The organism is Mizugakiibacter sediminis, from assembly GCF_000953855.2.
GTDB lineage: Bacteria > Pseudomonadota > Gammaproteobacteria > Xanthomonadales > Rhodanobacteraceae > Mizugakiibacter > Mizugakiibacter sediminis.
This window is the reverse complement of record NZ_DF970229.1, coordinates 1-8,135: the sequence shown is the minus strand read 5'-3', so window position 1 is coordinate 8,135 and position 8,135 is coordinate 1. Positions and strand designations below refer to the sequence as shown.

Here is an 8,135-nt window from a genome sequence, read left to right as displayed (position 1 = left end):
CGGCGGGCGTAGTTCACGCCCATGTGCGAGGTCAGCACGCCGTAGGCCTTGGCCGTGGCCTGGGTGGCGTCGGACAGCAGCGGAAACGGCACGTGGTACTTCTCGGCGAAGGCGGCGTGCGACTTCACGTCGTCCAGGCTGACGCCCAGCACCTCGGCGCCGGCCTTGTGCAGCGCGATGATGTCGTCGCGGAAGGTGCACACCTCGGTGGTGCAGCCCGGCGTGAAGTCCTTCGGGTAGAAGTACAGCACCAGCCAGCGGCCCTTGTGGTCGGCCAGCGTATGCCACTGGCCGTGCTGGTCCTGCAGCCTGAAATCGGGGGCGGCCTGGCCGTCCTGCGGCGGCGCCGTCTCGGCGGCGAGCAGCGGCAGCGGGGCGAGCAGCAACAGCAGCAACAGCGGGAGCAGACGGCGCATCGTAGTCACCTCACGGGGGCCGGGGCGGAAATCCGCCGGATGGCGCGTGGACCGGGCCGGCGCACGAAACCTTACAGCGCCGCCGGCCCGGCCGGCACGCGCGGGTTGATCAGGGCGTTCAGCACGTGGTCCTCCCAGCGCCCGGCGATGTTGAGATAGGCGCGCGCGTAGCCTTCGCGCTCGAAGCCGAGGCGCCGCAGCAGGCGCGCGCTGCGCTCGTTGCGCGGCATGTGATTGGCCATGACGCGATGCAGGCCCACGGTGTCGAACACGTAGGCGATGCCGGCCGCGACGGCCTCCTGCATCAGCCCGCGTCCCTGCCACTCGCGTCCCAGCGAATAGCCGAGATAGCAGGCCTGGAACGCGCCGCGCACGATCTGGCTGAACTGGCAGATGCCGATCACCCGGCCGGCATCGGCCTCCAGCACCGCGAGCGGCAGCGCCGTGCCGTCGGCGAACGCCGCGCGCAGCTCCGCGCCGCGCCGGCGCCAACCGGCGGCGGTGTAGAACGCCTCGTCGCGCGGCGGCTCCCACGGCGCGAGGTGCTCGCGGTTGGCGCGGTAGTAGGCCGCGATCGCCGCGGCGTGTTCCGGACCGATCACGGCCAGCCGCGTGCGCGGGGTGACGAGGTGCGGAAGGGCGGTCGGCATGCGCGTCTCCGGCTTCGATTCGGTGCAGCGCGGTACGCGTTTCACTTCGACGGCGCGACCAGCTCGTCGTAGCCGCGGCCGCGGAACTCGAGCAGGCAGAAGCCGTGCCCGAAGGGGTCGGCGAACTGGGCGATGCGGCCCCAGGCGTGCGTGCGCAGGTCGCCCTCCTGGCGTGCGCCGGCGTCCCGCGCGGCGCGCACGGCGGCGTCGATGTCGGCGACGACGAAGTCGAGATGCACCGGCGTCCAGTGCCGGCGATAGTCGCGCGTCGCCGCCGCCGCGGGCGTGGCCACGCTGCCGGCCGGCTTGGCCAGCAGATACAGCGGCGCCTCGGCGCCGAGCAGTTCCGCGCCGTCGCCGCCGAAGCGGCGGCCGAGGCGTAGCCCGAACGCGCGCGTGTAGTAATCGATCGCGCGCTCGAGGTCGTCGACGTCGATGTTGACCAGCAGGCTCGCCATGCGGAAGGCCGCAAGCACGGAGCGGCTAGAATCGCATATCCGCGTCGCGGCGGTCGTCGCGACGCCCGGTCCGGCGGGCCGTCATCCCGGCCATCGTCCGTCCCGGCTTCCGTTACCCGCACGCCGAACCGCAGCCGCCCACCGGCCTGCGGCATCCCGCCCGCCGGCGCGCGCCCGGGCGGCCGCGCGCCACGCCGCGGAGGTCAGGAGGCGGAAAGCGCCTTCGGCGCGGGATAGCTGCCGCTGGCCTTCAGGCCGTCGCTCCAGATGAAGTCGAAGATCAGCTCGCGGGCGATGGCGCGGTCCGTCGAGGGCTTGGAAGCCGAGCTGACGCGCTTGTACAGCACGGACTCGACGTGCAGCGGCCGCATGGTGGCGACGTCGAGATAGGCGTGCGTCAGGCCGACCAGGTCCGGATACCAGTCGTCCGGCGTGGCCGCGCCCGGCACCCAGGCGTCGGCGCCGGCCCTCTCGGCGCGCAGCAGATACTTCGCGCGCGCCGCGTCGGTCAGCTCGCCGTAGGCCCAGAACTCGGTGCCGCTCAGGTTCTTCGGCGTGCCGACGCGGGTGATTTCCCAGTCGACCTGCACCGGCCACGGCTCCGGCGCCGAGGCGCGGCGGCGGACCGAGCCGGCGACGTCGCGCGGCGCGCCGTCCCAGGCGCCGAACCAGGCGTTCAGCGCCTGCATGGTGCGCGACTCCAGTTCGCGGCGCACCAGGTCGCGGCGACGTTCCGGTATCACGGTTTCCGCGCCGGCGATGTAATGCTGACCCGCCATCGCCTCCTTCAGCCGCGCGTCCTCGTCGACGAAACCGAAGAAGCGCCCGGAGTGGTCGAGGCGCACCGTCAGCGGCATGCACAGCGCACGGCGTCCCGCCTCGCTGGCCGCCTCGGTCCACTGCGCGAGTTTGCCCGACAGCGGCTGCGGATCGCGCGCGCTGAGGATGTAGCCGCCGGCGCCGTCGTCGCGCAGCTCGATGGTGTAGCGCAGCGAGCACGGTCCGTTGAAGCCTTCGCGCACCTCGACCTGCGCACTGATCGGCGTCGGCCAGGCGAAGCGCATTTTCTGCGCCGGCGCCAGCGACACCACCGGGCCGCCCGGCGGCGGGGCCGGCGGTTCCGGCACATCGGCGGCCTCGACCGCGGACGCGGCCAGACCGAGCAGAAAGGCGGCGGGCACGAGCAGCCCGGCAGCACGACGTTTCATGCGCGATTCCCCCTCTCGGGCACCCCCGTGCCCGCGTCGGCGTGGCGCAATGCCGTCCCGATGACAAGCAAAATCCACGCCATTTTTCAAGCGAGGATCGCGCGGCCTCGCCCGCAGGCCATTTGCGCCGATCTTCGGCAAAACCACACCGATAAAGCCGCTTTCCGGCACTTGCGCGCAGCCGGCTCCGCCATCGCGCAAGCGCGCCGCCGCGCCCAGGCACTGCCGCAATGCGCGCCAGACGGACGCGCAGCGGCGGTCGCGGACTCAGCGCTTGCCCGGCAATGGCGGGAAGCGCGCCGGATCGTAGCCGCCGACCTCGAACACCAGGGTCTCGGAGCCGCGCCCCTTCAGCTCGACCTGCATGGTCAGCTTCTTCGCCTTGGCCAGGGCGGCGATGAAGCGGCCGTCGTCCTCGATGAAGATGGCCGGCTCGCCGGTCTCGGGCAGGTAGGCCTTCCAAGGTTTGGGCGGGGCGCCGTCGATGCCGATCGGGATCGAGCAACGGCCGCTGCAGGCGAAGCCGCGGCCGCTGCCGAACAGGTACACGCTCTGCCCCCAGGCGGAATGGCGGCGCAGCACCAGGCGCACGCGGTCGTCGCCGCCCGGGCGCGAGCTGTAGATCGAGGCGGTGATCTGCGTGCCGCCCGACTCCTTGCCAGTCTGGTACGACCACAGCGCCTGCAGGCGCGCCTTCTCGGCGTTCTCGGCGGCGGTGCGTTGCACCTCGGGCAGGGTCTTCTGCACCGCCGCCGCGGCCTGCGTGCCGGCGTAGCGGGTGACGATCTCCTGGCCGATCGGCACCGCCAGCGCATAGCGCTGCGTGTTCACCATCGCCTGATACAACGCCTGCTTCTGCGCGGCCTGCGCCTCGCGCGCGGCCTGCTGTTGCGCGGCGAGCTGCGCGGGCGTCGGCGCATTGCCGTCCTGCGAGCAGGCGGCCAGCAGCGCGGCGCTGAAGGCCAGGGCGAAGGAACGGCGCGTGGGCATGGCTCGACTCCTGCGGCGGTCGGCGGAAGCGCCAAGCGTGGCCGCGCCGGCCGACGCGCGCAAGGGGCGCGGCACGGACGGCTACTTGTGCTGCAGGCGCAAGCCGGCCGCGGCGTGCAGCGCCGGGCAGGCGCCGGCGCGCGCGCCGTCGAGGAAGTCGCGCGTGGCGGCGACCACCAGCGGCGTCACCTCGGCGTGGCCGGGGCCGATGCCGCCGAAGTTGAAGTGCGAGGCGCCGTCGATCACGCCCAGCCAGGCGCAGCCGGGCGGCAGGTCGGCGTAGGCCTCGGTGCGCCAGTGCCAGTCGCCGCCGACGCCGGCGTCGCGCGTGCCGGTCAGCATCAGCACCGGCTTGCGCACGCCGCGCCAGGCGTGCGGCGCGAACACCGGCTGCGGCCCTTCCGGCGACAGCACCACGTAGGCGTCGAAGCGGTCCTGGCCGGCCACGCCCAGCAGGTCGCGCGCGCCGGCCTCGATCATCGTGGTCACCCCGCCCATCGAATGCCCGGCGAGGGCGACGAACGGCGGCGCACAGATCCGCCGCGCCCAGCGCAGGGCCGCGTCCACGTCGAGCTGGCGGTCGCGGTACAGCGCCGGGTCGGTGACCATCGCGCGCACGCCGGCCTTGATGCCGTCCTCGCGCAGGGCTTCGTGCAGCGGCTTCGACCCGCTTTCGCGATGCCCCATCACCACCACCCGCCAGCCGTCGTCCGCCAGCGCCTGGGCGAGGTAGGCGTAGCTGCGTTCGTCGGCGCCCAGACCGGGCGAGAACAGCGCCAGCGGCGCGCAAGGCGCGGACCGCGCCGGCGCGTACACGCGCAGCGGCGTACGAGCGCCGTCGGCGCGCGACGCCTCGACCGTCTCCGCCGCGCCGGCCGTGCCCACGCACAGCGCCAGCAACAGCACCGCCATCCACCCGCGCGTCCCGCTCATGCCTCGTCCTCCCGGCCGGCACCGCCGCAAGCATAAGCCAGCCGCCGCCGGCGGCACGGATGGCGCTTGACAGCCGCTCAATGGTAAGCACAAGCTTACCGTAAGTAAATACTTACTAATATCGTGCCCGCCTCCGCCCGCCAACTCGCCGCCCTCGCCGACCCCTCCCGCCGCGCCCTGTTCGAGACGATCGTGCGCGCGCCCGCGCCAGTGGCCGAACTGGCCGCCGGGCTGCCGATCAGCCGGCCGGCGGTATCGCAGCATCTGCGCGTGCTGCAGCAGGCCGGCCTGATCACCTGTGAACGCGCGGGGACACGCAACGTCTATCGCGCCGACCCCGCCGGCCTGGCCGCCCTGCGCGGCTACCTCGACGGACTCTGGGCGCAGGCGCTCGTCAATCTGAAGGCCGTCGCCGAAGCCAGCTACCCGCAACGGAGAAAATCATGAGCATCGAATACGGCGTCACTCTGTCCGCCGGCTCCGACAGCGTCGTGAGCAAGCAGGTCGTGATCGACGCACCGGCCGATCACGTCTTCGACGTGTTCACCCGCAGCTTCGATCTGTGGTGGCCGCGCAAGAACCATATCGGCGCATCCGAGCGCTTCACCGCGATCCTCGAACCTTGGGTCGGCGGGCGCTGGTATGAACGCGGCGAGGACGGTAGCGAATGCGACTGGGGCCGCGTGCTGGCGTGGGAGCCGCCGCACCGGCTGCTGCTGTCCTGGCAAATCGACGGCGACTGGCGAACCGACCCCGATTTCGTCACCGAGGTGGAGGTGCGGTTCTACAGCGAAACCACGCACCGCACGCGGGTCGAGCTGGAACACCGCCTGCTCGAGCGCTACGGCGACAAGCTCGCCACGATGCGCGCGGCGTTCGATTCGCCGAACGGCTGGGCCGGCGCACTCGCGGCGATGGCCCGTCTGGCGGAAGAGATGCGCTGACCGTGCTGCGCCACGTCCGCCATGCATGCACGCAAGGATCCATCGGGAGACAAGCTCATGAAACCTTCCATGCCGCTGCGCGTTGCCGCGCTGCTGATGCTGTTCCACGCCCTCGCCCACACCATCGGCGGCGTGCTGCGTTCGCCGCCGCCCGGTTCGCCGCAGCAGGCGGTACTGGAGACGATGCGCGCGCATGCCTTCCCCGTGATGGGAACGATGCGCTCCTTCGCCGACTTCTACCGCGGCTACGGCATCGCCAGCGCCGTGGCGATGCTGGTGTTCGCCGCCGTGTTGTGGCAATTGGCACGACCCGCCGATATCGAACCGCACCGCGTCCGCGGCTTGCTGTGGACCATGCTGCTCGGACTGACCGCCTTCGCGCTGGCGGAGTGGCGCTATTTCTTTCCGCTCGCGGCCGGCACCACCAGCCTGGCCGCGGCGATGATCGCCTGGGCGTTGCGGGCGGCGCGGCGGCCGGCGCTGCTGCCCGCTGCGCCGGGCTGAACCCGCGGCGCGCGGGCCTGGCCCATCCGGCACAGGAGCGGGCGCGCGGAGTGTGATTCGCTCTGCGCGCCCAGACCGAGGAAACGCCGATGCGCCATGCCCTGCCCCTCCTCGCCGCCCTGCTCGGCGTCGCCGCCGCCCACGCCCGCGAGGACCGCATCCTGATCCTCGGCAATCCCGCCGGCAGCCAGAGCGTGTCCGCCACGGCCGCCGGCACCCGCGTCGAATACGGCTACAACGACCGCGGCCGCGGCGACCACATCGTCGCCGAGTGGAAGCTGGACGCCGCCGGCGTGCCGGTCGAATACACCGGCAAGGGCAACGACTACATGAAGGTGCCGGTGGAGGAGTCCTTCCGTCTGGCCGACGGCAAGGCGAGCTGGCGCAACCGCACCGAGCACGGCGAGCGCACGCAAGCCGGCGAGGCGTTCTACATCCCGGCGAACGCGCCGCCGGAGATGCTGGGCGTGCTGGCGCGGGCGCTGCTGAAGGCGCCCGACCACCGCCTGCCGCTGCTGCCGGCCGGCGAGGCGCGCATCGAGGCCGCCGGCACCGCGGTGGTGACCGACGCCGCGGGCGCCAAGGTCACGCTGTCGCACTACCGCATCAGCGGCCTCGATTTCACGCCGACCTCGATCTGGCTGACCCGCGACGGTGCAACCGCCGCGCAGGTATCCGGCTGGTTCACCGTGGTGCCGCCGGCGCTGGCCGGCGCGGTGGCGAAGCTGGCGGCGGCGCAGGAACAGGCCGACACCGTCTGGTCGGCGCGCGTCGCGCGCGCGCTGACGCACACGCCCAAGGGCGACCTGGTGATCCGCAACGCGCGGTTGTTCGATCCGCGCGATCTCCGCGCCACCCCCGGCATGTCGGTGTGGATCCGCGGCGAGCGCATCGTGCGCGTGGCGCCGGACGCCGACCTGCACGCCCCCGCGGACGCCGAGACCATCGACGCCCACGGCCGCTTCCTGCTGCCGGGCCTGTGGGACAACCACCAGCACTTCGGCGGCGTCGACGGCGCGCTCGATCTCGCCAACGGTGTCACCAGCGCGCGCGACATGGCCAACGACACCGACGCCTTCCCGAAGCGCGTCGCCCGCTTCGACGCCGGCACCGAGCTCGGTCCACGCGTGCTCAAGGCCGGCATCATCGACGGCACCGGCGAGTTCGCCGGCCCGACCAGGATGCGCGTCGACACCGCCGCGCAGGCGCTGGCCGACGTCGACTGGTACGCCGATCACGGCTACGCGCAGATCAAGATCTACTCCTCGGTGAAGCCGGAACTGGTGCCGGTGATCGCCGACGAGGCGCACGCGCGCGGCCTGCGCGTCAGCGGCCACGTGCCGGCGTTCATGTCGGCGCGCCAGTTCGTGGAGAACGGCGCCGACGAGATCCAGCACATCAACTTCGTCGAGCTGAACTTCCTCTGGCCGCAGGTGCAGGAGACGCGCAACCGCGACCGCTTCATCAAGGTGGCCGAGCACGCGCGCGAATTCACGCCGGACAAGCCGCAGGTGCGCGAGTTCATCGACTTCCTCGCCCGCCACCACACCGTGCTCGACCCGACCATGGCGATCTTCGCGGGCCTGTTCTGCGGCGATCCGACCGCGGTGCCGCCCGGGCTGGAGGACGTCGCCCCGCGCCTGCCCGCGCAGATCCGCCGCGGCCTGCTGAGCGGCGCGCTGCCGGTGCCGAAGGGCGAGGAGCAGGCCTGGGGCGAGGCGTTCCCGGCGATGCTGCGCCTGCTGAAGGCGCTGCACGACGCCGGCGTCACCCTCATCCCCGGCACCGACGCGCTGGCCGGTTACACCCTGCACGTCGAGCTGGAACTGTACGCGCGCGCCGGCATCCCCAACGCCGAGGTGCTGCGCATGGCCACGCTGACGCCGGCCGAGGTGATGGGCGTCGACAAGGACCGCGGCGTGATCGCCGCCGGCAAGCTCGCCGACATGATCCTGGTCGACGGCGACCCCCTGCACGACATGCGCGACCTGCGCCGCGTCGACCTCACCCTCAAGGGCGGCAAGGTGTTCGA

10 protein-coding genes are annotated in these 8,135 nt (G+C 72.4%); 4 read left to right on the top strand and 6 right to left on the bottom strand.

Annotated elements, in window-relative coordinates; all coding sequences use genetic code 11:
* From MBSD_RS10785 to MBSD_RS10760, 6 genes are all read right to left on the bottom strand, one after another.
* Window positions 1-416 (bottom strand): peroxiredoxin (locus MBSD_RS10785; RefSeq protein ID WP_062537334.1); only part of this gene is annotated, 416 nt, incomplete at its 3' end.
* Window positions 417-487: 71 nt separating this feature from the next.
* Entirely contained in the window at window positions 488-1,066 is a 579-nt protein-coding gene (gene rimJ, locus MBSD_RS10780; protein WP_062537333.1) for a ribosomal protein S5-alanine N-acetyltransferase, read from the bottom strand.
* Between the two features lie 41 nt (window positions 1,067-1,107).
* The gene (locus MBSD_RS10775; protein WP_062537332.1) at window positions 1,108-1,524 is read right to left on the bottom strand and encodes a VOC family protein; all 417 of its coding nucleotides are present in this window, start codon (window positions 1,522-1,524) and stop codon (window positions 1,108-1,110) included.
* Window positions 1,525-1,727: 203 nt separating this feature from the next.
* Window positions 1,728-2,732 (bottom strand): hypothetical protein, encoded by a 1,005-nt coding sequence (locus MBSD_RS10770; protein ID WP_148667869.1) that lies wholly within the window; start codon window positions 2,730-2,732, stop codon window positions 1,728-1,730.
* A gap of 267 nt (window positions 2,733-2,999) precedes the next feature.
* Window positions 3,000-3,722: a hypothetical protein gene (locus tag MBSD_RS10765; protein ID WP_062537330.1), complete on the bottom strand. Its 723-nt coding sequence runs from the start codon at window positions 3,720-3,722 to the stop codon at window positions 3,000-3,002.
* 81 nt (window positions 3,723-3,803) lie between these two features.
* Window positions 3,804-4,655 (bottom strand): alpha/beta hydrolase family protein, encoded by an 852-nt coding sequence (locus MBSD_RS10760; RefSeq protein WP_148667868.1) that lies wholly within the window; start codon window positions 4,653-4,655, stop codon window positions 3,804-3,806.
* Between the two features lie 123 nt (window positions 4,656-4,778).
* Between MBSD_RS10760 and MBSD_RS10755 the strand changes: the two genes are divergently transcribed.
* From MBSD_RS10755 to MBSD_RS10740, 4 genes are all read left to right on the top strand, one after another.
* The gene (locus MBSD_RS10755; protein ID WP_187300648.1) at window positions 4,779-5,102 is read left to right on the top strand and encodes an ArsR/SmtB family transcription factor; all 324 of its coding nucleotides are present in this window, start codon (window positions 4,779-4,781) and stop codon (window positions 5,100-5,102) included.
* Window positions 5,099-5,599, top strand: coding sequence for an SRPBCC family protein (locus MBSD_RS10750; protein ID WP_062537327.1), 501 nt, complete (start codon window positions 5,099-5,101; stop codon window positions 5,597-5,599). Before MBSD_RS10755 ends, MBSD_RS10750 begins: the two co-directional genes overlap by 4 nt.
* Before the next feature lie 57 nt (window positions 5,600-5,656).
* Window positions 5,657-6,103, top strand: coding sequence for an LIC_13387 family protein (locus MBSD_RS10745; RefSeq protein ID WP_148667867.1), 447 nt, complete (start codon window positions 5,657-5,659; stop codon window positions 6,101-6,103).
* Between the two features lie 89 nt (window positions 6,104-6,192).
* A partial coding sequence (locus MBSD_RS10740; protein ID WP_062537325.1) for an amidohydrolase family protein occupies window positions 6,193-8,135 on the top strand: 1,943 nt, incomplete at its 3' end.